A 25,743-nucleotide genomic window follows, 5' to 3' on the forward strand; every position below is an offset into this window, starting at 1 on the left:
TCGTCGCCTTGTCCTGATTTAAATTTAATCCACTATAGGCCGGAGGAAATATTTTAATCCGCTGTAAAATAGAAAATGCCGTCTGAACATTTCAGACGGCATTTTCTCAAATAAACCTTATCGGCTGTTTATTCAGTCGGATTTATTTTTTCTTTTGCGGAGGCAGGTCGGTACAAGTACCCAATGCCACTTCCGCAGCCATACCGATGGATTCGCCCAAGGTCGGGTGCGGGTGGATGGTTTTGCCGATGTCTGCCGCGTCGCAGCCCATTTCGATGGCAAGGCAGACTTCGCCGATCATATCGCCACCGTTCGGACCGACAATGCCGCCGCCGATGATGCGGCCGGTTTCGGCATCAAAAATCAGCTTGGTAAAGCCGTTGTCGCAACCGTTGGCAATCGCACGGCCGGAAGCCGCCCACGGGAAGTTGGCTTTGGTGATTTTGCGGCCGGAGGCCTTGGCGGACAATTCGGTTTCGCCCACCCACGCCACTTCGGGAGAAGTGTAGGCAACGCCCGGAATGACGCGCGCGTCGAAGTAGGCTTTGTGGCCGGCGCAGTTTTCGGCGGCAACGTGGCCTTCGTGAACGGCTTTGTGCGCCAACATCGGCTGACCGACGATATCGCCGATGGCGTAGATGTGCGGCACATTGGTACGCATTTGTTTGTCCACTTCGATGAAGCCGCGATCGGTTACGGCAACGCCTGCTTTTTCCGCGCTGATGAGTTTGCCGTTGGGCGCGCGGCCGGCGGCAACCAATACGGCATCGTAGCGTTGCGGCTCTTTCGGTGCGTTCGCGCCTTCAAAGGTAACGTAAACGCCGTCTTCTTTCGGCTCGACGGCAACGGTTTTGGTGTTGACCATAATGTTGTCAAAACGGTATTCGTTTTGTTTTTGCCATACTTTCACCAAGTCGCGGTCCGCACCTTGCATCAGGCCGTCCATCATTTCAACCACATCCAGACGCGAACCCAGCGTGCTGTAAACCGTACCCATCTCGAGGCCGATAATGCCGCCGCCGATAATCAGCAGTTTGCCCGGTACTTCTTTCAGAGCCAATGCGCCGCTGGAATCGATGATGCGCGGATCTTCAGGGATAAACGGCAGTTTGGTTACGCGGCTGCCTGCTGCAATGATACAGTTTTTGAAGGCAACGATTTTTTTCTCGCCGGTAGGCGTTGCTTGTTCGTACACGTCGCCGGCAGTCAGCGATACCTCCAAGTGGTGCGGATCTAAGAATTGGCCGTCGCCTTGGATAACGTCCACTTTGCGGCCTTTCGCCATACCTGCCAAACCGCCGGTGAGGCGGGAAACCACGCCGTTTTTGTAGGCGCGCAGCATATCGATGTCGAGTTCAGGCTCGGGGTATTTGATGCCGTTTGCAGCCAAGTGGCGCACTTCGTCGATAACGGCGGCATTGTGCAACAGGGCTTTGGAAGGGATACAGCCGACGTTCAGGCAAACGCCGCCCAAGGTTTTATAACGTTCGACGATGGCGACTTTCAAGCCTTCGTCGGCAGCGGCGAATGCGGCAGAATAACCGCCGGGGCCGCCGCCCAATACGACTACGTCGTATTCGGCATCGGCAGAGCCGCCGAATTGCGCGGTTTGCGGTGCAGGAGCGGCGGCTTTGGGTGCTTCTTGTGCCGGGGCGGCAGCCGCTTCGGCTTTAGGAGCGGCAGCCGCGCCTTCGGCTTCAACGACGACAATCAAGCCGCCTTCGGAGATTTTGTCACCGACTTTGACTTTCACTTCTTTGACCACGCCAGCAACTTCGGCAGGTACGTCCATAGTCGCTTTATCGGTTTCCAAAGTAATCAGGGTATCGTCAACGGCGATGGTGTCGCCCACGTTTACTTCAACCGCGATAATATCTACATTTTCGTGTCCGCCAATGTCGGGCACTTTTAATTTAACTAAGCTCATGTCTCATCTTTCTGAATGATGTTCAAACTTCCTTTTCAGACGGCACAGGCCGCTATGCCGTCTGAAGCCGATCGGGTTACAGGGTAATGCGGCGGAAGTCTTTCAACAGCTTCGCCAAGAATACGGTGAAGCGCATACCGGCCGCACCGTCGATGACGCGGTGGTCGAAGGACAGGCTCAACGGGCACATCAGGCGCGGGGCAAACTCTTTGCCGTTCCAAACCGGTTTGATTTGGGATTTGCACACGCCCAAGATGGCGACTTCGGGAGCATTCACAATCGGCGTGAAGCCTGTACCGCCGATACCGCCCAAGCTGGAAATGGTAAAGCACGCGCCTTGCATTTCTTGCGGTTTGAGCTTGCCTTCGCGGGCTTTTTTGGACAATTCGGTCAATTCTTGGCTGATTTGTTTCAAACCTTTTTGATCCACGTCTTTGATGACGGGAACAACCAAGCCGTTCGGCGTATCGGCTGCGAAACCGATGTTGAAGTAGTTTTTCAGCACCAGGTTGTCGCCGTCCAGTGAGGCGTTGAATTCGGGGAAGGCTTTCAGCGCGGAAACAGAGGCTTTGATGATGAACGCCAACGGGGACAGTTTCACGCCTTCGCGTTCCCATTCTTTGTTCAGCTGTTTGCGGAATTCTTCCAGCTCGGTCATATCCGCTTCTTCGTGTACGGTAACGTGCGGAATCACAACCCAGTTGCGGGACAGGTTTTGACCGGAGATTTTCTTAATGCGGGACAGTTCTTTAACTTCGACATTGCCGAATTTGGAGAAGTCCACTTTAGGCCACGGCAGCAAGTCCAGACCGCCGCCCAAAGACGCGCCGGCTGCGGCAGGTTTCGCCGCACCGCCCTGCATTACGGATTTCACAAAGGCTTTAATGTCGTCGCCCATGATACGGCCTTTCAAGCCGGTGCCTTTGACTTGGCCCAAATCCACGCCCAATTCGCGCGCCAGTTTGCGTGCGGAAGGGCCGGCGTGTGCTTTGGCGAAAGCGGCTTCGTCGATTTTGGCGGCGGCAGGAGCAACCGGTGCAGGTGCGGCGGCCGGAGTGGTAGGAGCTGGAGCGGCAGCCGGTGCAGGTGCGGCAGCTTGAGCGGCAGGCGCAGGGGCTGCTGCGGCAGAGCCGGCGGTTTCTACTTCGATAATGGCAGAGCCTTCGGACACTTTGTCGCCGACTTTTAAGAATACGGCTTTAACGACACCGGCAGCGGTACAAGGTACGTCCATTGTCGCTTTGTCGGTTTCCAAAGTAATCAGCGTGTCGTCTTCGGCAACGGTGTCGCCCACTTTGATTTCAACGGCGATTACATCCACATCGGTATGGCCGCCGATATCGGGGACGGCTACTTGAACGGTTGCACCGCCTGCGGCAACGGGTGTGGCGGCAGGTGCAGGTTGTGTTTCAGCGGCAGCAGCTGGGGCGGCTTCGGCAGCGGCGGTACCGGTTTCAACGGTCAGAATTACGCCGCCTTCGGAGATTTTGTCGCCAACTTTGACTTTAACTTCTTTCACGACACCAGCCGCATCGGCAGGTACATCCATCGTGGCTTTGTCGGTTTCCAAAGTAATCAGGGTGTCGTCAACGGCGATGGTGTCGCCCGCTTTAACTTCTACGGCGATGATGTCGACGTTTTCGTGACCGCCGATATCGGGGACTTTGATTTCTACGATACTCATTTGAGTTCCTTTAATCTTTTTCAGTTGGATGCCGTCTGAAAACTGCTTCACGCGGCATCGGTACGGTTTGTCTGTTCAAACCATTCGGGCATTCGGTTTTCAGACGGCCTGATGTCTGAATGGGGCAAACAGACCGTCTGAAACATCAATCAGCGTTTCCAGCTAGGGGCTGAATCGGCTTTGATGCCGTATTTCTCAATGGTTTGTTGAACGGTTTCTTTGCTGACTTTGCCTTGTTCCGCCAATGCGGCCAATGCTGCCACGGCAACGTTGTAGCGATCCACTTCAAAGAAGCGGCGCAGGTTGGCGCGGCTGTCGGAACGGCCGAAACCGTCAGTGCCCAAGACATGGTAGTCGTTCGGGATGTAGGCGCGGATACGGTCGGCATAGCTGCGGATATAGTCGGTAGCGGCGATAACCGGACCGTCATGACCTTGCAGTTGAGAGGTAACGAAAGGCACTTTTTCAGCTTCCAGCGGATGCAGGCGGTTGAAGCGTTCGGTTTCGATGGCGTCGCGGTGCAGCAGGTTGAAGGACGGGCAAGACCAGATGTCTGCTTCCACGCCGAAGTCGGCTTTCAGCAGCTCGGCACCGGCAATCACTTCTTGCAGAATCGTACCGGAACCCATCAGTTGGACTTTCTTGTCGCCTTTGCCGCCGGCTTTCAGCAGGTACATACCTTTCAAGATGTCTTGTTCCGCACCTTCGGGCATATCCGGATGGGTGTAGTTCTCGTTCATCAGGGTAATGTAGTAGAACACGTCTTCATTATTGGCATACATACGGCGCAGACCGTCTTGTACGATGACGGCCACTTCGTATTGGAAGGTCGGATCGTAAGTGACGCAGTTCGGAATCAGATCCGCTTGAACATGGCTGTGGCCGTCTTCGTGTTGCAGGCCTTCGCCGTTCAGAGTCGTACGGCCGGCAGTGCCGCCCAACAGGAAGCCGCGCGCGTGCATATCGCCAGCCGCCCAAGCCAAGTCGCCGATACGTTGGAAACCGAACATAGAATAGTAAATGTAGAACGGAATCATCGCGAAGTCGCTGTTGGCGTAGCTGGTCGCAGCCGCAATCCAGTCGGCCATCGCGCCCGGTTCGTTAATACCTTCTTGCAAGATTTGACCGTCAACGGATTCTTTGTAGAACATCAGTTGGTCTTTATCTTGAGGGGTATATTGCTGACCTTTCGGATTCCAAATGCCGTATTGGCGGAACATACCTTCCATACCGAAAGTACGGCTTTCGTCGGGAACGATAGGTACGACACGTTTGCCGATTTTTTTGTCTTTCAGCAAAGTGGATAGGATGCGGACGAATGCCATCGTGGTCGAGAACTCGCGTTCACCGCTGGATTTGAGTTGTGCGTCGAATGCCGACAGCTCGGGCACTTCCAATACTTCCTGCGTCGGTTTGCGTTGCGGCAGGTAGCCGCCCAAAGCATCGCGGCGTGCGTGCAGGTATTTGTATTCTTCCGTATCAGGGGCAAAAGACAGGTAAGGCAAATCGCCGCTTTCGATTTGCTCGTCGGTAACGGGAATGTCGAAACGGTCGCGGAATTGTTTCAGGGACGCTTTGTCCATTTTTTTGGCTTGGTGGGCAACGTTCTGACCTTCGCCGGATGCGCCCATACCGTAACCTTTAATGGTTTTCGCCAAGATGACGGTAGGTTTACCGTCGGCATGGTTCGCTGCGCGGTCGTAGGCGTTGTACACTTTTTGAGGATCGTGGCCGCCGCGGTTCAATGCCCAAATTTCGTCATCGGTCATATCGGCAACCAATGCTTTCAGTTCGGGCGTATTGAAGAAGTGTTCGCGCACATACGCTCCGTCTTTGGATTTGTAAGTTTGGTAGTCGCCGTCCAAGCATTCTTCCATGCGTTGGCGCAGGATACCGTCTTTGTCTTTTGCCAAGAGGCGATCCCAGCGGCGTCCCCAAATGACTTTGACGACATTCCAGCCGGCGCCGGCAAAGTTGCCTTCCAATTCTTGGATGATTTTGCCGTTACCGCGTACTGGACCGTCCAAGCGTTGCAGGTTGCAGTTGATGACGAAAATCAGGTTGTCCAAGCCTTCGCGTGCAGCCAGCGCGATTGCACCTTGGGATTCGGGTTCGTCCATTTCGCCGTCGCCGCAGAAACACCATACTTTACGGCCTTTGGTTTTTGCCAAGCCGCGTGATTCCAAGTATTTCAGGAAACGCGCCTGATAAATCGCCATGATGGGACCCAAGCCCATGGATACGGTCGGGAACTGCCAGAAGTCGGGCAAGAGGTGGGGGTGTGGATAGGAAGGCAGACCGTGTCCGTCCACTTCTTGGCGGAAGTTGTTCAGTTGATCTTCGGTCAGACGGCCTTCGACGAATGCGCGTGCATAGATGCCCGGGGCAACGTGACCTTGGAAGAAGACCAAATCGCCTTCTTCACCTTCACCTTTGGCTTTCCAGAAGTGGTTGAAACCGACTTCGTACATGGTGGCGGCAGATTGGAAAGATGCGATGTGCCCACCCAGTTCCAAATCTTTCTTGCCGGCGCGCAATACGATGGCGGCGGCGTTCCAGCGCACGAATGCGCGGATGCGGTGTTCGATGTTTTGGTCGCCCGGAATGCCTTTTTCGTTTTCAACCGAAACGGTATTCAAATACGGGGTGGTCGTGCCGTGTGGCATACGTACGCCTTTGTCGCGGCAGTATTTGACCAGGTTTTCCAAGAGGTATTGCGCGCGTTCGCCGCCTTCATATTCGAGGACGGAGCTTAACGCGTCCAGCCACTCTTGGGTTTCGATAGGGTCAACATCGTGTAATTGGGTGGACATAGTATCTATCCTTTATGTTGAGTGTTTAATCGGCAGGGAGGGTGTAGCCAACCCCTTTATTTTCGTTTGTGAAAAATAATAAGCAAAAACGAAAATTTCTAAATCAAACCGAAACAAAACAATTTAAGTCCAATGTTTTCAAAAAATTATAAAAGTCTTGGAAACAAGGGAAAACTTGAAAAAAATGTTCGGTCTGCTCCACACGAAATCCTATCAGCAATCGGGTCTGCTGGCAAATAACCATGCTTTTAAAAGCAGGTTTTATACTGAAGTTGGCGTTTGGTAAGGCCAAGTCTTTTTGATTTTGAAATATTCTGTTTGATTTTGGCGATATTTTTTCGGAATTGTGGGATATCGAATCATTATGTCTCTGCCGGCAATTTTCCTATTACAGAAAATCTATACACAAGCTTTGTGGATAACCGTGTTGATAAGCCACGGCTTGTGTTAAAAAAGTCTTACGCAACAAATGTACGCTTATTTTGATTAAAAAATAGGCACATTTAAATCTATAAAAATCATGTGATTATGTTCAATATGATGTTTCTGGTCATGTTTTTGTCGTCTGTTATGGGATTTGTCCCGCGCTTGGGGCAGGGGGTGAATTTTGGAGGTTGGTGCAAAACCTGCTTTTTTCGCGTTACAATCTGCACCCGATTTACTTTTGAATCTGCCTGTTTGGAAAAATACTTTTATGAAAGCCAGCCAATTCTTTATCTCTACTTTAAAAGAAGCCCCTGCTGAAGCCGCGCTTGCCAGCCACAAGCTGATGATTCGCGCCGGCCTGATTAAAGCCAACGCGTCCGGCCTTTATACTTGGATGCCGATGGGGCTGCGCGTGTTGCGCAAAGTTGAAAATGTCGTGCGCGAAGAAATGGCGCGCGCGGGCAGCGTGGAGTTGCTGATGCCGGTGGTGCAGCCTGCCGAGCTGTGGCAGGAATCCGGCCGCTGGGAATTTTACGGTAAAGAACTGCTGCGCCTGAAAGACCGCCACGACCGCGATTTCTGCATGGGCCCGACCTGTGAGGAAGTCATCGCCGACATCGTGCGCAAAGAAATCAACAGCTACAAACAACTGCCGAAAAACTTTTACCATATCCAAACCAAATTCCGCGACGAAGTGCGCCCGCGCTTCGGCGTGATGCGCGCGCGCGAGTTTGTGATGAAAGATGCTTATTCCTTTCACGCCGACTACGCCTCGCTTCAGACGGCCTATCAAGATATGTACGATGCTTACTGCCGCATCTTTACCCGTCTGGGTTTGGCGTTCCGCCCCGTTGCCGCAGACACCGGCAGCATCGGCGGTACCGGCTCTCACGAGTTTCAAGTGTTGGCGGAAAGCGGCGAAGATGTGATTGCATACAGCGACACTTCCGATTACGCCGCCAATGTCGAGCTGGCGCCGACCTTGCCGCTCAAAGGCGAACGCGCGACCGCTCATGCCGAGTTGACCAAAGTACATACGCCAAACGTCAAAACTATTGAGTCTTTGCTTGAATTCCTGAATATTCCGGTTGAACAAACCCTCAAATCCATCGTGGTTGAAGGCGAAAACGAAGGCGAACTCGTCCTGCTGCTGTTGCGTGGCGACCATGAGTTTAACGATATCAAGGCAGAAAAACTGGCGGGCGTAAAATCGCCACTGACCATGGCAGATCCTGCCGCCATCCGCGCGCAGTTCGGTGCAAACGGCGGCTCGCTCGGCCCTGTCGGCTTCACAGGCAAAGTCTATGCCGATTTCGCCACCGAAAAAGGCGCGGACTGGGTTATTGGCGCAAACGAAGACGACTACCACTATACCGGCTTCAACTTCGGCCGCGATGCCGCCGAGCCTGAATTTGTCGATTTACGCAATGTCATCGAAGGCGACATCAGTCCTGACGAACAAGGCCGTCTGAAACTGGCACGCGGTATTGAAGTCGGCCACGTTTTCCAATTACGCGACAAATATACCAAAGCCATGAACGTCAGCTTCTTGGATAACAACGGCAAATCCCAAATCATGGAAATGGGCTGCTACGGTATCGGTATTACCCGCGTTGTGGCCGCCGCCATCGAGCAAAACAACGACGAAAAAGGCATTATCTGGACCAAAACAATGGCACCGTTTGAAGTTGTGATCGTGCCGATGAACTACAAAAAATCAGATGCCGTACGCGAAGCCACCGATAAAATCTACGCCGAACTGCTGGCCGCAGGCGCGGATGTATTGTTGGATGACCGCGACGAACGTGCAGGCGTCTTGCTGAATGACTCCGAGCTGTTGGGTATTCCTCACCGTATCGTGATCGGTGATCGCGCCTTAAAAGAAGGTAATGTCGAATATGCCGAGCGCCGTGACAACGAAGTGCAGGCAGTTGCAATCGGAGAAATTGTTGCGCGTGTAACAGCTTCATTAAATGGGTAAGCTTGGTCAAATGCCGTCTGAAAATAATTTCAGACGGCATTTTTATTTGGGGAGAAAGTGAAGTGGCTTCAGTATTTTTAGAAGGAGAAGCAGTCGAGGTCGGCAATATTTTCTGCATCGGCAGGAATTATGCCGCCCATATCGAAGAGTTAAAAAACGAAATACCTTCCGAACCTGTGGTGTTTATGAAGCCGTCAGGCAGCATTTTGAACAGCGGCGGTACAATCTTGCTGCCCGAGTTCAGTAGGGATGTGCAGTTTGAGTGCGAGCTTGTGTTGCTGGTCGGTAAGGATTCAGACGGCATGGGCGAGGGTGAAGATATTTTGGGATGTGTCGCAGGATATGGTGTAGGGTTGGACCTTACGGCACGGGATATCCAATGCCGTCTGAAGGAAAAAGGGCTGCCTTGGTTGAAGGCAAAGGGATTTAGGCATTCTGCATGTGTTTCGGACTTCGTGGCGGCGAGCAAGGTTTCCTGCCAACCCTTCTTTTTTTCATTGAGGCAGAACGGTATATTGAGGCAGCGGGGCAACACGGAAATGATGATTTACCCGCTCAGGATGGTTTTATGCGAGCTGGTTTTGTCCTATGGCTTGAAAAAAGGTGATCTGGTATTTACCGGAACACCTTCAGGTGTAGGGAAAATCAGCGAGGGGGACAGATTGGAACTGGAATTGGACGGGCTTGCAGAAGCTTTTTTTACGGTAGCCCGAAAATAAGGCAGACTTATTCGTTGCGTCCGTTGAAAAATTCTTCCGAACCACCTTCGAAGAAACTTTGCAGGATTGCCTGTGCGGCTACTTGGTCGAGAACGGATTTCCTTTTTTTGCCAAAAACTTGTGCTTCTGAAAGCAAGCCTTCCGCGTAGACGGACGAGAGGCGTTCGTCCACCCAATAGACAGGAAGCCCGAATCTGCCGTGCAGCCTGCGTCCGAACTTGCGCGACAGGTGCGTCATTTCGTGTTCCGTGCCGTCGGTATGCACGGGCAGTCCGACGACAAAATAACGCGGCTGCCATTCTTGAACCAGCTTGGCGATTGCCGCGAATTTTTCATCGTTGCTGCTGCCGGTAACGGTGGCCAGCGGATGGGACAGCCCCAATTCCGCATCGCCCTGTGCCACGCCGATGCGCGCTTCGCCGAAGTCGAATGCCAGTGCCGTTCCTTTTGGAATTTTATGCATGACCGGCTCCCGAAGACAGGGCGAGCGGGTCGATGCCGAGTTTGGCGAATGCGGCGGCGTAACGGTGTTCGTAGGGGATGTCGAACAGGATATGTTCGTCGGCGGGAACGGTCAGCCACGCATTGTCGGCAAGTTCGCGTTCGAGCTGGCCTTTTCCCCAGCTTGAATAGCCGATACTGATTAATATTTTGTCAACCGCGCCTTCGCGTGAAATATTTTCAATCACGTCTCGGGAAGAAGTCAGCGCGATATTGTCCGAAACGCCGATACTGCTTTGCCAGTTGCCGATCGGGGTATGCACGACATAACCTCGCTCGACTTGCACCGGGCCGCCCATCATCACGCTGTCGTGCTGCATTCGGAAAGGGATGTTTTTGCCGGTGGCGGAAAAAATCATGTCCATCGTAATCGGAGAGGGTTTGTTGATGGCGATGCCGAGTGCGCCGTCTTCATCGTGTTTGCAGATATAGACGACCGATTGTGCAAAAAACGCGTCTTCCATATCGGGCATGGCGACGAGAAAGTGGTTGGACAGGTTCATATCAGCGTTTGTCGGGATTTTCTATCGGGTTGGAAATAATGCAGGCGCCAGCAAGCATTTTGCCGGAAGTGCCCGCTTGAGGCATATTGGTTTGCAGGTTGCTGCCGAAACAGGAAACCGCGCTTAAGGAATTTTTCGGCGAGCCTTGGACGATTTTATCGCTGTAAACCAAATAAGCGAAAGTTTTACGTTTCGGATTATAATAACGGATAATCTGCCGACTCTTGAACGCGAAGCTCGTACCGTGCTTGAAAACTTCTTTCGGTTTGCGCACGGCGGTTTCATCAAAAGAAATCGAAGATGCCGTCTGAACGCACGAAACCGATGCGTCGGACGCGTCTTCTCCCGCCTGTCATGCTCCACTCATGCAGAAGCACGTTGCCGTCCCAGGCATAGCGATGGCATGTGTCGTGCGTCTCTTTAAGGATACGCCTGCCCAAGGCATCGTACTCAAACCTTATGGTGGCACCTTCGGGTGTGCGTACGCTCCTGAGCATGCCGTTGCCGTACCACTCGTAGGCGGTATCTCCCTCCTGCCAGCCATAATGAGCCTGCAATTACTTGTCATTGAGGGAACTAAGACATTGCGAGTACTCTTGATTTTGCCGAAAAGGTCATTATTCCGGTGGCAAAGCCCCAAAACAACTATTGTGACCATCAATTGCTTCTTTTAATACTGGCAATTTTTCATATCCAATTCTTTTAATTCCTGATTTTTTTATTTGTTTTAAAATTTCGTCATTCACAATAATACCTGTTAAAGCGCTTGGAAAGAAAGTGAGATTTGGGATAGATTTATCCACAATATACCAACTATTTAATGGCAAAGGAAAATATAAAACGACTCCGCACTTTTCACATATACTACAAGTTGATTCTTTCCCTCCCCTTATATAAATTCTAAATTTTGGAACAACTGAAATGTATTCTTTGGATACAGTTTTGTTTACATCATAAACCTTTCCTACAAAATATACATTCTCAATATTTTGAATGCCCAGTAATGAAACAATATCTTTATGTAACATTCCAATAAATGTACCTCTTGCGTAGGTAATTGGAGCAAAACTTTTTTTTATTTTTTCATTTAGAAAGACATCAATTGCTGTATGTTTAATGATATTTCCACAATCGCACATTATATTCTCTTGTTTCAATTGATCTATCCAAATGTCATCTCCTTCGGGAACATTTTGTGTGGGGTCGCTAATTTGATAAAACATTTTTTCCATTATGGGTGTACTTTAAAATTTCCTTTATAGATATAATGAAGCTATCAAAATAGGTTTCAGACTATATAATAGATATGGAGGAACTCCTTCTTTCTTAACGGCTCAAGTTATCTTAGATGAAATCTATAAATCTTATCAAGATAACAAACCTGTAAATATCAAGAAATGCCTAAATCATTAATATTCTTTTTAATTACATTCATTTTTTTGCTTTTTGGGTGTACAAGAAATAATGTGTCGTCAGATCATCAAATGTTAGAGCATTTCAATCTCTACGAGTCTGAATTTGAGAGATTGAGAAAAATTTCTGTTAAGTACGATGGATTTCATTATCCCCCTTATGACGAAACAGATAGTACAGCCTATGTTATTTCATCTAAAGATAAAAAGGAATTGGACTCTTTAATCAAGAGACTGGATATTATTAGTATACAGTATGATGGGATATCAGAAGTATGCTTGCTCTTTCATACATGGGGTGTTTCTATCAGCGGAGGGTACAAGGAGTATGTCTATACTCCAAATCTTGAGGACCATATAAAGAACTACGATAAAGAGGTTGCCTTAGATCCCAGCACTGAAATGTATATCGTAGAAAGAATTACGGAGGAAGATTTGGATCAAGTTGCTCAAAGATATTCTGCAAATATAGAGTTATATCGTCCTATAAAAAATGGTTGGTATATACATCTCAGTCGAGAGAATTGATTCTTGAGATGTATGCTATTCTTTTATATTGATAAGCACGGATATAGTTATTATACTTGGCAACCCGAACGGCGCGTGCCGTTTCTGCAACGCATACATTATAAAGAAAGCCATGTCCAACGAAAACCGTACCTGTTCCTTTTGCGGAAAATCCAAATCACACGTCAAACATTTAATTGAGGGCGAAAACGCCTTTATCTGCGACGAGTGCGTCTCAAACTGTATTGAAATATTGTATGAAGACGGAAATGACGGCACGTCTTCGGAAAGTGTCGGACAGACATCGGAAGAGCCCGGCAAGCTGCCCACACCCGCCGAAATCGTCGCCAACCTTAACGACCACGTTATCGGTCAGGAACAAGCCAAGAAAGCCTTGGCGGTGTCGGTGTACAACCATTACAAACGCCTGCGCCACCCGAAAGCCGGAGCTAATGTCGAATTGTCGAAATCCAACATCCTGCTTATCGGCCCGACCGGATCGGGTAAAACCCTGCTGGCGCAATCTTTGGCGCGTAAACTGGACGTACCGTTCGTGATGGCGGATGCAACCACGCTGACTGAAGCAGGTTATGTCGGCGAAGATGTCGAGCAAATCATCACCAAGCTCTTGGGCAAATGCGATTTTGATGTCGAAAAAGCCCAACGCGGCATTGTCTATATCGACGAAATCGACAAAATTTCGCGCAAAAGCGACAATCCGTCCATCACGCGCGACGTGTCCGGCGAAGGCGTGCAGCAAGCCTTGCTGAAACTGATTGAAGGCACGGTGGCAAGTGTTCCGCCCCAAGGCGGCCGCAAGCATCCGAATCAGGAATTTATCAACGTCGATACCACCAACATCCTGTTTATCTGCGGCGGCGCGTTTGCAGGTTTGGAAAAAGTAATCCGTCAGCGCACAGAGAAAGGCGGTATAGGTTTCGGCGCGTCCGTTCACAGCAAGGACGAAAATGCCGACATTACCAAACTGTTCGGCATCGTCGAACCGGAAGATTTAATCAAATTCGGCCTGATTCCGGAATTAATCGGACGTTTGCCTGTGATTGCAACTTTAGAAGAACTGGATGAGGACGCGCTGATTAATATTTTGACCGAGCCGAAAAATGCTTTGGTCAAGCAGTACCAAGCTTTGTTCGGTATGGAAAATGTCGAGTTGGAATTTGAAGAAGGCGCATTGCGTTCCATCGCGCGGCAGGCAATGGAGCGCAAAACCGGCGCGCGCGGCCTGCGTTCCATCGTCGAACGCTGCCTGTTGGATACCATGTACCGCCTGCCCGATTTGCAAGGCTTGAAAAAAGTGGTGGTCGGTAAGGCAGTTATCGAAGAGGGCAGGGAACCGGAATTGGTGTTCGAGTCCTGATGGCAAGCAAAACTGCTTCGGAACGCCGAACCACGTTTCCGAAGCGGTTTTTTGTTTCTGATGCCGTCTGAAGCCTTCCCGCCTTCAGACGGCATCTGTTTTCTGCCTAAGCGCGGTTTGCGGCGGCAAATTCCGTCAGCGCGTGTTCCAGACGCGCCAAACCTTCCGCCATATCCTCATCGTTCAACAGCAGCGAAGGCGCGAAACGCAATACGTCCGCACCTGCAACCAAAATCATCACGCCGTGTTTCAAGGCGGCGGCGACGATTTCGGATGCGCGTCCGCGATAAGGTGCATCCAACACGCAGCCGAGCAGCAGCCCCATCCCGCGAACTTGCTTAAACACGCCCGTTTGTTCTCCCAAAGACCGCAATGCCGTCTGAAGTTTCTGCCCCTGACTGCGGACGTTGTGCAAGGTTTCCGGCGCGTTGATGATGTCGAAGACGCGGCTGCCGACCGCACACGCCATCGGGTTGCCGCCGAAAGTCGATCCGTGCGTGCCGGGTTGGAAGGCGGCGGCAATCTTTTCTGTCGCCAGCATCGCGCCGATCGGAAAGCCGCAGCCCAAGGCTTTTGCCGAACTCAAAATATCGGGAACAATGCCGTAATGTTCATAGGCAAACAGCCTGCCCGTATGCCCCATCCCGGTTTGAACTTCGTCCAAAATCAATAACGCATTGTGCCGGTCGCACAGACGGCGTGCCGCCTGCAAATATTCCGCAGTGGCGGGCAGGATGCCGCTTTCGCCCTGTATCGGCTCGATGATGACCGCGCAGGTCTGTTCGCCGACGGCAGCTTCCAGCGCGGCAATATCGTTGAACGGAACGTGCGTAATGCCTTGGGGCAGCGGTGCATAATCCTTGCTGTATTTCGGCTGGCCGCCGACGGACACGGTAAACAGCGTGCGTCCGTGGAAACTGTTGATACAGGCGACGATTTCGCTTTTGCCTCCGCCGAAACGGTCGCGCGCATATTTCCTTGCCAGCTTCAACGCCGCCTCATTCGCTTCCGCGCCCGAGTTGCAGAAAAAAACCTTGTCGGCAAAACTGTTTGCAACCAATTTTTGCGCCAATTCCTGTGCCGGCCGCGTCGTATAGATATTGGAAATGTGCCACAGCTTGTGCATCTGCGCGTTTAAAGCATCGACAAGGGCAGGGTGGCAGTGTCCCAGCGCGTTAACGGCGATACCGCCTGAAAAATCAATATATTCACGCCCTTCCGTATCCCAAACGCGGCTGCCTGAAGCGCGTTCGGGAATCATCGGGGCAAAGGCGAAATTGGGGGTCAGATAGTTTTGCATAATTGCTCCTGATTGCGGTTTTGTTCGGGATTATGCACCGTTTTTCAAGGCGGATAAAGGGAAATTGCCGACAATATCGGGCAGCGGTAAAAATAAACCAGAATATTTTCAATCAGATAGATGAAAAATCAAAAAAAATTCGATAAAATGCTTGAGGTGAGGCAGCGTTTTGATTTAGACTCTCCCCAATGTTTTTATCTTCAGACGGCATTTCATCATGCAAGGCAAAATGTTTACAACCGCTTACTGCTATTGGTACCACACAGACGTGCGGTACTTTTTTGCGCTTGCTTGAAATCCATCCCATACGCAAAACAGGCCGCTCGAAAACGGGGCGGCTTTTTTGTTATCTTCACACAGGTCGCCCGATTCGGCAACACACGACAGAATCAGGAAAATGACCATGAATGCAATGCCCCAAACCGCCGTACAAAACGAAACCCTGCACACTTGCAGCATTATTGTCGATGATGCACAGGATTTTTCCCCCATGCTTCTCGATGCAGGGCGGGATGACACACTCATCAGCGAATCGATGATTCCGCAAATCCGCACCGTTGCCGCCCTGATAGCCGCCGAACGGCACGACTTCAGCCGCAGCAGCCCCGCCGAGTTTACCGATGCCGCCGATTTTTTTGCCGCACGGATTCTCGTATTGGGTGTGCGACGCTTTCATCTGGACGTATCGCTGCTTCAGATTTTGAAAACCGCAAACAAGCGCGCCCGCCGCTTTGCCGAAAAACACCGCCTGTTTTTCACACCCGCACAAGCCGAATTGGGCCTGAACAAACACAAAAACCGCCGCCTGCTGACCGTAGAAACCGAACACGAAGTCGAAAACAAAGGCAACCCAGTCGCCAACAGCCTCGCATTTGTCCGCAAATTGCACACCCTGCCCCTGTAAACATCACGATTTGCCGGCAGAATGCTTGCCAAAATTCCCGACGGCGATACAATAAAACCGATTTTCCACCCAAACAGGATACACATGAAAAAAATCATCGCCTCCGCGCTTATCGCAACATTCGTACTTACCGCCTGCCAAGACGACACACAGGCGCGGCTTGAGCAGCAGCAGAAACAGATTGAAGCCCTGCAACAGCAGCTCGCACAGCAGGCAGACGATACGGTTTACCAACTGACTCCCGAAGCAGTCAAAGACACCATTCCTGCCGAAGCACAGGCAAACGGCAATAACGGTCAGCCCGTTACCGGCAAAGACGGGCAGCAGTATATTTACGACCAATCGACAGGAAGCTGGCTGCTGCAAAGCCTGGTCGGCGCGGCGGCAGGCGCGTTTATCGGCAACGCGCTGGCAAACAAATTCACACGGGCGGGCAACCAAGACAGCCCCGTCGCCCGTCGCGCGCGTGCCGCCTACCATCAGTCCGCACATCCCAATGCGCGCACCAGCAGGGATTTGAACACGCGCAGCCTCCGTGCAGAACAACAGGCGGCGCAGGCGCAGCGTTACCGCCCGACAACGCGCCCGCCCGCCAATTACCGCCGACCGGCCATGCGCGGTTTCGGCAGGAGGCGGTAAACCCGTCGCGCCATGCCGTCTGAAGGGCTTTCAGACGGCATTTTTGTATTTGTTTGAGGGGGCATTGTTATGTCGCTGTTTGATTTTCAGACGGCATTTCCTTTCCAAGCGTTTGATGTCGGGATGGCAATTCTGATTTACGTGCGTTGGCAGGGCGGCATTGTCATGCCGCCGTTGGGTTTTCAGACGGCATCATATCGAACAGTCAAGCCGTAGGGCGAGCATTCTTGCCCACCGTTGCAAGGGCGGGATTTGGTGGGCAGGAATGCCCACCCTGCATCTGAAACCCTTCCGTGTCATTCCCGTGCAGGAAGGAATCTAGATATTTGAATTTACAGAAAATTTCAATCGTTGCCAAAGCGGAAAAGGGTTTTTATAGTGGATTAACAAAAATCAGGACAAGGCGACGAAGCCGCAGACAGTACAGATAGTACGGAACCGATTCACTTGGTGCTTCAGCACCTTAGAGAATCGTTCTCTTTGAGCTAAGGCGAGGCAACGCCGTACTGGTTTAAATTTAATCCACTATATTGCAGATTAATCCTTTGGGTATCAAAGCGGGGCGGTGCTGAAACATTGCAAAAATGCCGTCTGAAACTCGAAATCGGTTTCAGACGGCATTGGTTTATGCGGCAGGTTGGGGCTTAGCGGTCTTTGTAACGGCGTTCGCTTTTGCCTGCAAAAGAATCGCCGGCTTTGCGTTTGCCTTTGAAGCCTTCGCCGTTTTTTTTGAAACCGTCTTTCTTAAAGCCTTCTTTCTTGAAACCTTCGCCGCGCGTTTTGCCGCCGAAGTCTTCTTTGCCCGGTTTTTTATCGCCGCGCCAACCGCCGGATTTGCGTTCGCCCCAGCCGCCTTTGCCTTTCGGTTTGCCGCCGGCCGGTTTGCGTTTGCGTGTCGGTTCCATGCCTTCGATGGTCAGTTCGGGCAATTTGCGGTTAATGTATTTTTCGATTTTGTGCACTTTGACGTATTCGTTCACTTCGGCGAAGGTAATCGCAATACCCGTGCGGCCTGCGCGACCTGTACGGCCGATGCGGTGGACGTAGTCTTCCGCCTGTTTCGGCAGGTCGTAGTTGATGACGTGGGTAATGGTCGGTACGTCGATACCGCGTGCGGCAACGTCGGTGGCAACCAAAATTTTGCAGCGGCCTTTGCGCAAATCCATCAGCGTGCGGTTGCGCCAGCCTTGCGGCATATCGCCGTGCAGGCAGTTGGCGGCGAAACCTTTTTCGTACAATTCATCCGCGATGACTTCGGTCATGGCTTTGGTGGACGTGAAAATCACGCATTGGTCGATGTTTGCGTCGCGCAGGATGTGGTCGAGCAGGCGGTTTTTGTGGCGCATATCGTCGCAATAAAGCAGCTGTTCTTCGATTTTGCCTTGGTCGTCCACGCGTTCGACTTCGATGACTTCAGGGTCTTTGGTCAGTTTGCGCGCGAGTTTGCCGACCGCGCCATCCCAAGTGGCGGAGAACAATAAAGTCTGACGGTCAGTCGGGGTGGCTTCGACGATGGTTTCAATGTCGTCGATAAAGCCCATGTCCAACATACGGTCAGCTTCGTCCAAAATCAGCACTTCCAAGCGGTCAAAATCGACTTTGCCGCTTTGCATCAAGTCCATCAGACGGCCCGGCGTGGCAACAATCAGGTCAACCGGCTTGCTCAGGGCACGGGTTTGGTAGCCGAACGATGCGCCGCCGACGATGCTGACGGTGCGGAACCAACGCATATTTTTGGCGTACGCCAGCGCGTTTTTCTCGACTTGCGCCGCCAATTCGCGGGTCGGCGTCAACACCAACGCGCGCGGGCCTTTGCCCGGTTTTTCGCTGCGTTTGGTCAGCCGCTGCAACGTCGGCAGCAGGAAGGCGGCGGTTTTGCCGGAGCCGGTTTGTGCCGAAGCCATAATGTCGCGGCCTTCCAAAGCAAACGGAATGGCTTGCGCCTGAATCGGGGTCGGGCTTTCGTAACCCTCGCTGCTCACGGCGGACAAAATGTTTTTATCAAGGTTCAAATCGGCAAATTTAATAGACATGGCTATCCTAAAGAGACAACAACGCGCACGTCTGAACGGTTCTCAGACGACCTGAAGCAAAGGAAAGTAACGATACGGGGAATGTGAAGTTACAGGGTTGTCGCAAGCGGCTTGCTTGTGGTTTACATCGACGACAACCTGCACAGAAAGGCTTGACAAATATGCAAGCAACAAAAGAAACGCGCCAGTAAGGGCGGTTTAGGTTGGAAGGCGATGGCTTCGTATAACAAGATAAGCGGCGGATGGTATAGGGTTTGCCCGAAACGGTCAAGCAATCGGGCGTTAATTACAGTAAAATTGCCGTTTTCCACTTTATTCCGCCTGAAATCAATGACCGACATCACACCGTTTGCCAACCGCTTGGGCAAAAACATCAAACACCTTATGAAATGGGCGAAACGCAACGGCATCGAAGCCTGGCGCATTTACGACCGCGACATCCCCCAATTCCCCTTCGCTGTCGATGTTTACGGCGACCAAATCCACCTTCAGGAATACGATACCGGCTGGCTGATGCAGCCCGAAGAATATGAAGCGTGGCTTACCGAAGTATTGGAAGCCGTCGCCTTCGTTACCGGTTTTGCACCCGAACAAATCCACCTCAAACGCCGCGAACGCCAAAAAGGCTTACAGCAATACGAGAAAACCGGCAAAACCGGCGACGATTTCGTCATCACCGAAAACGGCCGCAAGTTTTGGGTCAACCTTGATAAGTATTTGGATACGGGGCTTTTTTTGGATCATCGAAACACGCGCAAAAAAGTCGGCGAAACGGCGGCGGGCAAACGTTTTTTAAACCTGTTTTCCTACACTGGCAGCTTCACCGTCTATGCCGCCACCGGCGGCGCGGCATCCAGCGAAACTGTCGATTTGTCCAACACTTATCTCGATTGGGCGAAACGCAATTTTGAATTGAACGGCATCGATACAGAACGGCACAAAATCGTCCGCGCCGACGTGTTCCAATACCTTCAGACGGCATATGGGGAAGGCAGGCAGTTCGACCTCATTGTGATGGACCCGCCCAGTTTTTCCAACAGCAAGAAAATGTCCGACATCCTCGACATTCAGCGCGATCACAAAAAGCTGATTGACGGCGCGGTGAAGCTGCTCGCTTCAGACGGCATTTTGTACTTTTCCAACAACCTGCGCAGCTTCGTCTTAGACGACTTGGTATCGGAACAATACGCCGTAAAAGACATTTCCAAACAATCCGTTCCCGAAGATTTCCGCAACAAAAAAATCCATAGGTGCTGGGAAATCCGTAAAAAGGCTTAAAATAAAGGCTGTGTTTTAGTAATCTGTTGATTTCAATTATTTGCAAGGGAAAAGACAATTATTTTCTGGTTAGGAATAAACCTATCCTGTTGAATATATTGAAGCCAAGTACGCTTATCAACACTATATTAAAACACAGCCTAATGCAGTTAGACATACTGGTCAAAATGTATTAAAAAAAGGACGTTAATCAAGGAAATGAATAATGAAAAAATTAAATATCTGGAGAGATGAAGGAAAAGTTTCTGCTTTAATCATTGAAAAATTTGCAGAAAATTTAGGTGTAACATTCCCTAGATCGTATATATATTTGATAAGTGAACATGATTATTTATATCCCGAAGAAGATTGTTTTATTTTTATTGATAATAATAAGAATACAGATGACAGAAATATTTTATTTTTAGGATATAAAAAAGATGCCTCCTGTCATGAAAATATCTATACCTATTCATGCATTGATGATGAATATGGCTATGGAAACCAAGTTGTTGCATTTGGAATAAGTGCAAATGGCGATTATATTTGTTTTGATTATCGTAAAAATTCAAGTAATCCATCCATCGTACTTATGTATCATGATGAATTTTACGAAGATGAACTAGGTAATACCAAGATGATTACAGTTCCCATCGCACCTGATTTTGATAGTTTTATAGATAAACTTTATCAAGATGTAGATTAACTGGCACTACTAACCAGCATAGCCTGTGTAACCAACCAAAAAAGTGAAATGGTAGGATGTGCATTCATGCACACGCGGTTTTGGTTTCGCTGAACTCCGTTTCAGGCTCCTTAAAACCACTTACCTTTCCTTTTTACTTTAACTAATCGTAACCCTAAACTATGCCCACTCCCCCCTAAACATCCTCTCACCCAAGCTCTATCCCAGTGAGCCATATAACGAAAGCGAAGCACCCGGTGCTATCACTTGGTTGTGGTATCAGTCGCCTAAGCATCGCCAAGTGTCTATTGCGGAGATGATGGCTTATGTGTTGCCTGTGTAAAAAAAAAAGAAAATCAACTCACCGGAAAAACCAAGCAAAAGGAAATAAGCAATGGATACGAATAACTATGACAAAATTATGCCATTTAAGCCTGAAAACAAAGAGAGTGAGCTAAAAATCGCCGTAAGATTCCAACGAAGATTAATACCATCAAAAATTGTATATTTTTATACAGGTTTTATGGGATTATTGGTTTTTTTACAGAAATATCAAATTCTTCATATTTCTAACTTCAATGAATTAATGGATTGGCTCATGCTGTTATTTGTATTGCTCGGTGTATATAGTGTGATTTCTACAGTTTTTTTAACTATTTGCCCCTATTGCCACAGATTTCAAAAACAGTTTAATGGGAAAGTAATCAGCGTCGATAATCAAGAAATAGCTTGCAATCAAGGAGTAGTTCCATTTATTCATTATTGTAATCGATGCAATGCCCCGCTTTCACCAAAAGCAGTAACAGATTATTATGAAAATAAAGCGTGAACGTACATGGTAGATGGTGCTTACACCCACGCGTTCCTTGCTTTGCTTTTTACTTATTTTCAGGCAGCCTTAAAACCACTTACACTTACTTTTTTGTTTGGCTGTGTTTTAGTAATCTGTTGATTTCAATTATTTTCAAGGGAAAAGACAATTATTTTCCGGTTAGGAATAAACCTATCCTGTTGAATACCTTGAAGCCAAGTATGTCTATCAACACTATATTAAAACACAGTCAAAATAAAAAAAGCCGCCGGAATCTTCCGGCGGCTTTTCGATTGCGCTTTATCAGGCGATGGAGGCTTCGACAAAGGCAGTCAGCTGACCTTTTGCCAATGCGCCGACTTTGGTGGCGACGACTTCGCCGTTTTTGAACACCATCAGGGTCGGAATGCCGCGCACGCCGAAACGGGACGGGGTGTCTTCGTTGTCGTCGATGTTGATTTTAACCACTTTCAGACGGCCTTCAAATTCGGCGGCAATGTCGTCCAAAATCGGGGCAATCATTTTGCAGGGGCCGCACCACGGAGCCCAAAAGTCCAGCAGGACGGGGAGGTCGGATTTCAAAACATCTTGCTCGAAAGCGGCATCGCCGGTGTGTACGATTAATTCGCTACTCATTATTTTTCCTTTTCGGTTGGGATTGGCACGATAGCGTGCAGGATAGGGCTTGGGCATAAAAATTTCAAGTGGGCTGGCGGGATAATAGTTTTTCTGTACCGCCCCAATCGCCTTTGCAAATTCTAAAAAACGGTTCGGACAGTATTTTATTTCTGAAAATTACTTTTATTATCAAAATGTAAGGAATACGTTTGAGGCTGTACATAAACGCGCGGGCGGTGTATGCTCCGTTTAAATAGATTCTTAAAGTATGAATGTTCAAAACCAAACCCGAAACCCTATAAAAGGAACACTGCGATGACTGATTTTTCCGTTTGGGAAACTGCTCCCTTTGGTGCGACTGTTGATCATATCCTGCAACGCTACCACAATGTACACCGTGCACAATTTGAAGAATTGGTACCGCTGGCGCAAAAAGTGGCCCAAGTTCATGCCGATACCTTTCCGGCGGAAATTGCCGGGCTGCTCGCCTATATGCAGAACGAACTGCTGATGCATATGATGAAAGAGGAAAGGATGCTGTTTCCGATGATTAATCAGGGTGTCGGCCGGGGGGCGGCGATGCCCATCAGCGTGATGATGCACGAACATGAAGAACACGACCGCGCCATCGCACGGCTCAAAGAGCTGACCGATGATTTCCACGCGCCCGAAGGGGCTTGCGGAAGCTGGACGCGCCTTTACGCGCTGGTCAAAGAAATGGTGGACGACTTGAACGACCACATTCATTTGGAAAACGATATTCTGTTTGCCCGCGTACTTGCTTCTTAAGGGACGCGTCCGGATATTTCAATGCCGTCTGAAATACGGTTTTCCGTTTCAGACGGCATTTTCATGTTTCAGCCCAGCAATTCGGGCGGAATGCGGCACACGGGAATCGGGTTGATTTTGTGCTGCATCGCGCGGTGCAGCCGCGTATAGATTTTCAGAACTTCGCGCTGCCGCCCTTCAAAATCTTCGGGTTTGCGCGTGCCGTACACGCCCATTGCCCACTCCAGTTCGGGATAGCTTGCGCCCATCTGTTCCTCGTCGGTGCGTTCCGTATCCCACAGACCGTCGGTCGGCGGGGCTTTTTGAATCGCCTCGTCCACGCCCAATGCTTCGGCAAGCCGGTAAACCTGGGTTTTGGTCAGGTCGGCAATCGGGCTGATGTCCACGCCGCCGTCGCCGTATTTAGTAAAAAATCCCACGCCGAAATCTTCAATCTTATTACCTGTCCCCGTAACCAGCAGTCCGTGTATCTGCCCGTAGTAGTACAGGGTCAGCATACGCAGGCGGCTTCTGGCGTTGGCGAGGGAAAGCGGCTGACTGTCAAATGCCGTCTGATGAACGCCGACGGTTTGTTCAAAGGTCTGGAAGGTGTCGGTCAAATCGACCGTTTGCGCGCTTACATTGGCATATTGCCCTTGCAGGTTGCGGATGTGCCGCCTTGCCCGCTCAAGCTGGTCGTGGTGTTGGCGTATCGGCATATCCAGAAGCAGCGTGGTGCGGCCGGTGCGGGCGGCGAGTGCGGAGACGACGGCGGAATCGATGCCGCCGGAAACGCCCACGACAAACCCTTTTGCATTTGCCTGAGCAGCGTATTCGTCCAACCATCGGACAATATGTGTGATAACTGCCTGCGTATCCATTTTTCCTCCTGTTGAAAATATCCGCATCATAGCCTGCCGGCGGTGCAATTTGAATAGATTGCGGGCGGGTTGATGAATATTTTTCCCATTCCCCGCTTAAAAAAGTCATACGGGAAAAGGCGGGCGGCAAGATGGCGCGTGTTATAATATTGTTGACAATTTAGGCGGCCCGATGTCGCCTTGGGCTTCAAAACACATTCATATTTTTTATTATTTGATTGATTCGATGTCTGATTTTTTTCATTCTGACGTGTTGTCCGTTTCCGAGTTGAACGCATTTGCCAAAAGTCTTTTGGAAAACCACCTTGCCGGTTTGTGGATTGCGGGCGAAGTGTCCAACCTGACTCGCGCCGCCAGCGGACATTATTATTTCTCGCTTAAAGACAGCCGCGCGCAGGTGCGTTGCGCGATGTTCAAAGGTGCGGCAGCGCATTTGGCGAAGCCTTTGAAAGAAGGCGACCATATCGAAGTGTCGGGCAAAATCAGCATTTACGAGGCGCGGGGCGAATTTCAGATTACCGTGAACGAAGTACGGCTCAAAGGTTTGGGGCAGCTTTACGAAGCCTACGAGCGGTTGAAGGCGCAGTTGCAGGCGGAAGGCGCGTTTGCGGCGGAACGCAAAAAACCTCTGCCTGCCCGACCGCAATGTATCGGCATCGTAACCAGTTTGGCGGCGGCGGCATTGCGCGATGTTGTAACCACCTTGAAACGCCGCGCGCCCGAAATTCCCGTTATCGTTTATCCGACACCCGTTCAAGGTACGGGCAGTGAATTGCAAATTGCCCAAGCGATTAAAACCGCATCGCAACGCGCCGAATGCGATGTATTGATTGTCTGTCGCGGCGGCGGCAGCATTGAAGACTTGTGGGCGTTTAACGAAGAGCCGGTCGTACGCGCCATTGAAGCCTGCACGATTCCGGTCGTCAGCGGCATAGGCCACGAAACCGATTTCACGCTCGCCGACTTCGTCGTCGATATGCGCGCGCCCACGCCGACCGGTGCGGCGGAACTGGTCAGCCCCAACCGCCAAGAATCGCTGCACCGCCTCGCCCAAGCGCAAGGCCGTCTGAAAACCGTTTTGGAACAACGCTATTTCGATGCCAGCCAAAAACTCGACTGGCTGGCGCGGCAAATCCGTCATCCGCGCCAAAAACTCGACGAACAGCGCACCTACATCCACAAACTGGCGCAAACCCTGTCTTACTCGATGACGCAAAACGTCCGCGCCCACACCGCCCGTTTTGAACGCCAAACCCAAGCCCTGCAACATTGCCGCCCCGATATTTCCGTTTGCAAAAAAAACATCGACCGCTTTCAGACGGCATTGCCCGCCGCCTTCAGCCAATTGCTCGCCCGCCGCCGCCAAAGTCTGGCTGCCCAAGCCGCATTGCTCGAAGCCGTTTCGCCGCAGCACATTCTGGAACGCGGCTTTTCCGTCGTCAAAAACACACGCGGACAAGTCATCCGCAACGCCGATGTTTTGAAGCAGGGGCAGAAGCTGCACATTACCTTTGCCGACGGCGAAACCGACGTGCGCGTAAGCAAAGAACAAGGGCAGCAGGATTTGTTTGATTGTATTTAAACCCAATCGGAAAAACCGCTCCCCCGCCGCCGTCATTCCCGCGAAAGCGGGAATCCAGTCCCTTGACCTTAAGATAATCTTTAATTCGTCATTCCCGCAAAAGCGGGAATCCGGAAGCGAAAAGTGGTGGGAATGTATTAGAAATGACTGAAACTCAAAAAAACAGATTCCCGCCTACGTGGGAATGACGAGTCAGAAGTTACTCGAAACTTAAAAAACGAAATCGAACGAACTGGATGGATTCCCGCCTACGTGGGAATGACGAGTCAGAAGTTACTCGAAACTTAAAAAACGAAATCGAACGAACTGGATGGATTCCCGCCTACGCGGGAATGACGAGTCAGAAGTTACTCGAAACTTAAAAAAACGAAATCGAACGAAGTGGATGGATTCCCGCCTGCGCGGGAATGACGA

23 protein-coding genes and 1 pseudogene are annotated in these 25,743 nt (G+C 50.5%); 12 read left to right on the forward strand and 12 right to left on the reverse strand.

Annotated elements, in window-relative coordinates:
* Positions 1 to 142 precede the first annotated feature (142 nt).
* The 3 genes from lpdA to aceE form a co-directional block, all read right to left on the reverse strand.
* Complete coding sequence (gene lpdA, locus RDY34_RS08535) at positions 143 to 1,927, reverse strand: dihydrolipoyl dehydrogenase (RefSeq protein ID WP_308074769.1); 1,785 nt, start codon at positions 1,925 to 1,927, stop codon at positions 143 to 145.
* Positions 1,928 to 2,003: 76 nt separating this feature from the next.
* Entirely contained in the window at positions 2,004 to 3,611 is a 1,608-nt protein-coding gene (gene aceF, locus RDY34_RS08540) for a dihydrolipoyllysine-residue acetyltransferase (RefSeq protein ID WP_025456807.1), read from the reverse strand.
* A gap of 149 nt (positions 3,612 to 3,760) precedes the next feature.
* Entirely contained in the window at positions 3,761 to 6,424 is a 2,664-nt protein-coding gene (aceE, locus tag RDY34_RS08545) for a pyruvate dehydrogenase (acetyl-transferring), homodimeric type (protein ID WP_003752527.1), read from the reverse strand.
* Between the two features lie 694 nt (positions 6,425 to 7,118).
* Here aceE and RDY34_RS08550 point away from each other — a divergent pair.
* Positions 7,119 to 8,831: a proline--tRNA ligase gene (locus RDY34_RS08550; protein ID WP_003752531.1), complete on the forward strand. Its 1,713-nt coding sequence runs from the start codon at positions 7,119 to 7,121 to the stop codon at positions 8,829 to 8,831.
* Between the two features lie 62 nt (positions 8,832 to 8,893).
* Positions 8,894 to 9,550 carry a fumarylacetoacetate hydrolase family protein gene (locus tag RDY34_RS08555; protein ID WP_025456808.1) on the forward strand — a complete coding sequence of 219 codons (657 nt, stop codon included), beginning with the start codon at positions 8,894 to 8,896 and terminating at the stop codon, positions 9,548 to 9,550.
* Between the two features lie 7 nt (positions 9,551 to 9,557).
* Here RDY34_RS08555 and ruvX read toward each other — a convergent pair whose 3' ends face one another.
* From ruvX to RDY34_RS08580, 5 genes and pseudogenes are all read right to left on the reverse strand, one after another.
* Positions 9,558 to 10,013 (reverse strand): Holliday junction resolvase RuvX, encoded by a 456-nt coding sequence (gene ruvX / locus RDY34_RS08560; RefSeq protein WP_003752535.1) that lies wholly within the window; start codon positions 10,011 to 10,013, stop codon positions 9,558 to 9,560.
* The gene (locus RDY34_RS08565) at positions 10,006 to 10,554 is read right to left on the reverse strand and encodes a YqgE/AlgH family protein (RefSeq protein WP_003752538.1); all 549 of its coding nucleotides are present in this window, start codon (positions 10,552 to 10,554) and stop codon (positions 10,006 to 10,008) included. Before RDY34_RS08565 ends, ruvX begins: the two co-directional genes overlap by 8 nt.
* A gap of 1 nt (position 10,555) precedes the next feature.
* Positions 10,556 to 10,897, reverse strand: a pseudogene (locus RDY34_RS08570) (CreA family protein); the annotation flags it as partial.
* Positions 10,839 to 11,111 (reverse strand): RHS repeat domain-containing protein, encoded by a 273-nt coding sequence (locus RDY34_RS08575; protein ID WP_003752542.1) that lies wholly within the window; start codon positions 11,109 to 11,111, stop codon positions 10,839 to 10,841. The pseudogene RDY34_RS08570 and the gene RDY34_RS08575, both read right to left, overlap by 59 nt.
* Positions 11,112 to 11,171: 60 nt before the next feature.
* The gene (locus RDY34_RS08580) at positions 11,172 to 11,786 is read right to left on the reverse strand and encodes a hypothetical protein (protein WP_301817723.1); all 615 of its coding nucleotides are present in this window, start codon (positions 11,784 to 11,786) and stop codon (positions 11,172 to 11,174) included.
* A 252-nt stretch (positions 11,787 to 12,038) separates the two neighbouring features.
* Between RDY34_RS08580 and RDY34_RS08585 the strand changes: the two genes are divergently transcribed.
* On the forward strand, positions 12,039 to 12,494 hold the full coding sequence (locus tag RDY34_RS08585) for a DUF4948 family protein (RefSeq protein WP_007172853.1): 456 nt from the start codon (positions 12,039 to 12,041) through the stop codon (positions 12,492 to 12,494).
* Positions 12,495 to 12,606: 112 nt separating this feature from the next.
* On the forward strand, positions 12,607 to 13,851 hold the full coding sequence (clpX, locus tag RDY34_RS08590; RefSeq protein WP_308073049.1) for an ATP-dependent Clp protease ATP-binding subunit ClpX: 1,245 nt from the start codon (positions 12,607 to 12,609) through the stop codon (positions 13,849 to 13,851).
* 106 nt (positions 13,852 to 13,957) lie between these two features.
* Here clpX and RDY34_RS08595 read toward each other — a convergent pair whose 3' ends face one another.
* Positions 13,958 to 15,151, reverse strand: coding sequence for an aspartate aminotransferase family protein (locus RDY34_RS08595; RefSeq protein WP_308074768.1), 1,194 nt, complete (start codon positions 15,149 to 15,151; stop codon positions 13,958 to 13,960).
* Between the two features lie 403 nt (positions 15,152 to 15,554).
* Between RDY34_RS08595 and RDY34_RS08600 the strand changes: the two genes are divergently transcribed.
* Together RDY34_RS08600 and RDY34_RS08605 are read left to right on the forward strand one after the other, a co-directional pair.
* Entirely contained in the window at positions 15,555 to 16,055 is a 501-nt protein-coding gene (locus RDY34_RS08600) for a hypothetical protein (protein ID WP_304670195.1), read from the forward strand.
* Between the two features lie 84 nt (positions 16,056 to 16,139).
* A complete protein-coding gene (locus RDY34_RS08605) occupies positions 16,140 to 16,694 on the forward strand; it encodes a hypothetical protein (protein ID WP_304670196.1) in 555 nt (184 codons plus the stop codon).
* Between the two features lie 644 nt (positions 16,695 to 17,338).
* On the opposite strand, the gene RDY34_RS08610 is transcribed toward RDY34_RS08605, so the two are convergent.
* Positions 17,339 to 18,727, reverse strand: a complete 1,389-nt coding sequence (locus RDY34_RS08610; protein WP_308073052.1) for a DEAD/DEAH box helicase — start codon at positions 18,725 to 18,727, stop codon at positions 17,339 to 17,341.
* 330 nt (positions 18,728 to 19,057) lie between these two features.
* On the opposite strand from RDY34_RS08610, the gene RDY34_RS08615 reads away from it, so the two are divergent.
* The 4 genes from RDY34_RS08615 to RDY34_RS08630 all read left to right on the forward strand — a co-directional run bounded on the left by RDY34_RS08615 (position 19,058) and on the right by RDY34_RS08630 (position 21,498).
* Entirely contained in the window at positions 19,058 to 20,005 is a 948-nt protein-coding gene (locus RDY34_RS08615; RefSeq protein WP_003751643.1) for a class I SAM-dependent methyltransferase, read from the forward strand.
* A gap of 205 nt (positions 20,006 to 20,210) precedes the next feature.
* On the forward strand, positions 20,211 to 20,690 hold the full coding sequence (locus tag RDY34_RS08620) for an SMI1/KNR4 family protein (protein ID WP_003751641.1): 480 nt from the start codon (positions 20,211 to 20,213) through the stop codon (positions 20,688 to 20,690).
* A gap of 181 nt (positions 20,691 to 20,871) precedes the next feature.
* Positions 20,872 to 21,012: a toxin-activating lysine-acyltransferase gene (locus tag RDY34_RS10710; RefSeq protein ID WP_500862366.1), complete on the forward strand. Its 141-nt coding sequence runs from the start codon at positions 20,872 to 20,874 to the stop codon at positions 21,010 to 21,012.
* Positions 21,013 to 21,063: 51 nt separating this feature from the next.
* Entirely contained in the window at positions 21,064 to 21,498 is a 435-nt protein-coding gene (locus tag RDY34_RS08630) for a hypothetical protein (protein WP_003751633.1), read from the forward strand.
* Between the two features lie 285 nt (positions 21,499 to 21,783).
* On the opposite strand, the gene trxA is transcribed toward RDY34_RS08630, so the two are convergent.
* Positions 21,784 to 22,116 (reverse strand): thioredoxin TrxA, encoded by a 333-nt coding sequence (trxA, locus tag RDY34_RS08635; protein WP_308074767.1) that lies wholly within the window; start codon positions 22,114 to 22,116, stop codon positions 21,784 to 21,786.
* 297 nt (positions 22,117 to 22,413) lie between these two features.
* Here trxA and dnrN point away from each other — a divergent pair, with 297 nt between their 5' ends.
* The gene (gene dnrN / locus RDY34_RS08640; protein ID WP_115437514.1) at positions 22,414 to 22,887 is read left to right on the forward strand and encodes an iron-sulfur cluster repair protein DnrN; all 474 of its coding nucleotides are present in this window, start codon (positions 22,414 to 22,416) and stop codon (positions 22,885 to 22,887) included.
* A 68-nt stretch (positions 22,888 to 22,955) separates the two neighbouring features.
* Here dnrN and nadE read toward each other — a convergent pair whose 3' ends face one another.
* Positions 22,956 to 23,777 (reverse strand): NAD(+) synthase, encoded by an 822-nt coding sequence (gene nadE / locus RDY34_RS08645; protein ID WP_003751624.1) that lies wholly within the window; start codon positions 23,775 to 23,777, stop codon positions 22,956 to 22,958.
* Positions 23,778 to 23,973: 196 nt separating this feature from the next.
* On the opposite strand from nadE, the gene xseA reads away from it, so the two are divergent.
* A complete protein-coding gene (gene xseA / locus RDY34_RS08650) occupies positions 23,974 to 25,329 on the forward strand; it encodes an exodeoxyribonuclease VII large subunit (RefSeq protein ID WP_025456749.1) in 1,356 nt (451 codons plus the stop codon).
* Positions 25,330 to 25,743: the final 414 nt, after the last annotated feature.

The sequence above is a fragment of the Neisseria polysaccharea genome (assembly GCF_963392925.1).
Classification (GTDB): domain Bacteria; phylum Pseudomonadota; class Gammaproteobacteria; order Burkholderiales; family Neisseriaceae; genus Neisseria; species Neisseria polysaccharea.

What these genes read in the sequence shown, in the direction of transcription:
- lpdA (WP_308074769.1), bottom strand. Translation starts at nt 1,927, where the DNA reads ATGAGCTTAGTTAAATTAAAAGTGCCCGACATTGGCGGACACGAAAAT.
- aceF (WP_025456807.1), bottom strand. Translation starts at nt 3,611, where the DNA reads ATGAGTATCGTAGAAATCAAAGTCCCCGATATCGGCGGTCACGAAAAC.
- aceE (WP_003752527.1), bottom strand. Translation starts at nt 6,424, where the DNA reads ATGTCCACCCAATTACACGATGTTGACCCTATCGAAACCCAAGAGTGG.
- RDY34_RS08550 (WP_003752531.1), top strand. Translation starts at nt 7,119, where the DNA reads ATGAAAGCCAGCCAATTCTTTATCTCTACTTTAAAAGAAGCCCCTGCT.
- ruvX (WP_003752535.1), bottom strand. Translation starts at nt 10,013, where the DNA reads ATGCATAAAATTCCAAAAGGAACGGCACTGGCATTCGACTTCGGCGAA.
- RDY34_RS08565 (WP_003752538.1), bottom strand. Translation starts at nt 10,554, where the DNA reads ATGAACCTGTCCAACCACTTTCTCGTCGCCATGCCCGATATGGAAGAC.
- RDY34_RS08580 (WP_301817723.1), bottom strand. Translation starts at nt 11,786, where the DNA reads ATGGAAAAAATGTTTTATCAAATTAGCGACCCCACACAAAATGTTCCC.
- RDY34_RS08585 (WP_007172853.1), top strand. Translation starts at nt 12,039, where the DNA reads ATGTTAGAGCATTTCAATCTCTACGAGTCTGAATTTGAGAGATTGAGA.
- clpX (WP_308073049.1), top strand. Translation starts at nt 12,607, where the DNA reads ATGTCCAACGAAAACCGTACCTGTTCCTTTTGCGGAAAATCCAAATCA.
- RDY34_RS08595 (WP_308074768.1), bottom strand. Translation starts at nt 15,151, where the DNA reads ATGCAAAACTATCTGACCCCCAATTTCGCCTTTGCCCCGATGATTCCC.
- RDY34_RS08600 (WP_304670195.1), top strand. Translation starts at nt 15,555, where the DNA reads ATGAATGCAATGCCCCAAACCGCCGTACAAAACGAAACCCTGCACACT.
- RDY34_RS08605 (WP_304670196.1), top strand. Translation starts at nt 16,140, where the DNA reads ATGAAAAAAATCATCGCCTCCGCGCTTATCGCAACATTCGTACTTACC.
- RDY34_RS08610 (WP_308073052.1), bottom strand. Translation starts at nt 18,727, where the DNA reads ATGTCTATTAAATTTGCCGATTTGAACCTTGATAAAAACATTTTGTCC.
- RDY34_RS08615 (WP_003751643.1), top strand. Translation starts at nt 19,058, where the DNA reads ATGACCGACATCACACCGTTTGCCAACCGCTTGGGCAAAAACATCAAA.
- RDY34_RS08620 (WP_003751641.1), top strand. Translation starts at nt 20,211, where the DNA reads ATGAAAAAATTAAATATCTGGAGAGATGAAGGAAAAGTTTCTGCTTTA.
- RDY34_RS08630 (WP_003751633.1), top strand. Translation starts at nt 21,064, where the DNA reads ATGGATACGAATAACTATGACAAAATTATGCCATTTAAGCCTGAAAAC.
- trxA (WP_308074767.1), bottom strand. Translation starts at nt 22,116, where the DNA reads ATGAGTAGCGAATTAATCGTACACACCGGCGATGCCGCTTTCGAGCAA.
- dnrN (WP_115437514.1), top strand. Translation starts at nt 22,414, where the DNA reads ATGACTGATTTTTCCGTTTGGGAAACTGCTCCCTTTGGTGCGACTGTT.
- nadE (WP_003751624.1), bottom strand. Translation starts at nt 23,777, where the DNA reads ATGATGCGGATATTTTCAACAGGAGGAAAAATGGATACGCAGGCAGTT.
- xseA (WP_025456749.1), top strand. Translation starts at nt 23,974, where the DNA reads ATGTCTGATTTTTTTCATTCTGACGTGTTGTCCGTTTCCGAGTTGAAC.